Genomic DNA, 893 nt, shown 5'->3' on the forward strand with positions numbered 1-893 from the left:
CACCATTGTAATCAACGTTCTTACCTAGTTTTGTGTCGCCTTTGTAATCTAGAAGAACGAAGTCAGCCAAGTTACCCGCCATGCCTAGACGAACCAAATCTTGGTTGTGTAGACGACCATTCACCGATTCTGCGTCCACTTTGGTTTCTTCATTCGCGTAAGCCGCGTTACCAAAACCTTGGTTGAAGCGAAGTGGGTGCTTACCTTCTGAATCGACACCGCCATCAAATGGGCTACCGCCACGAACAGCGTCACGCAGACGATCCGAGAACGTACCGATTTCAGTGCCAGCCATGTTTAGCTGAGTGGCTTGATCAAAACGAGCGTTGTTAGACACTTCACCGAAGTCCCAACCTTCACCGTAGAACAAGGTGTTCTCGTCAATCTTGCGGATTTGCTCAAGCGCGTAGACCATCACATCTTTTGGCTGGTGGCCCATCAAGTCGAAACGGAAACCGTCAACTTTGTAGTCGTCCGCCCACACTTTCAATGAGTCAACCATCAGTTTACCCATCATCAAGTTTTCTGTTGCAGTGTTGTCACAACAGGTTGAGTTTTCTACGCCGCCAGTGTTGACGTTAAGACGGTGGTAGTACCCTGGGACGATTTTATCTAGAACGGATTTGTCGTTAATGCCAGAGGCATTGGTGTGGTTGTACACCACGTCCATGATCAGCTTCAGCTTCATTTTGTGTGTTGCTTGCACCATTTCACGGAACTCAAGAATACGTTTTGAGCCGTTTGGATCGGTCGCGTAGCTGCCTTCTGGCACCGTGTAATGGAATGGGTCGTAACCCCAGTTGAAGCTGTCTAGCATGCGCAAATCGTTCATCAGTGCTTGCGCAGAACCGGTGGCTGGATCGTAGCTGTTCAGCACATCTTCAATCACTTTC

At 48.8% G+C, this 893-nt stretch carries 1 pseudogene; it reads right to left on the bottom strand.

Going from position 1 to position 893, the window contains the following annotated elements:
- A pseudogene (locus R7040_RS25320) lies at nucleotides 1–893 on the bottom strand (DUF3372 domain-containing protein); the annotation flags it as partial.

Source organism: Vibrio sp. 1069 (assembly GCF_033340555.1).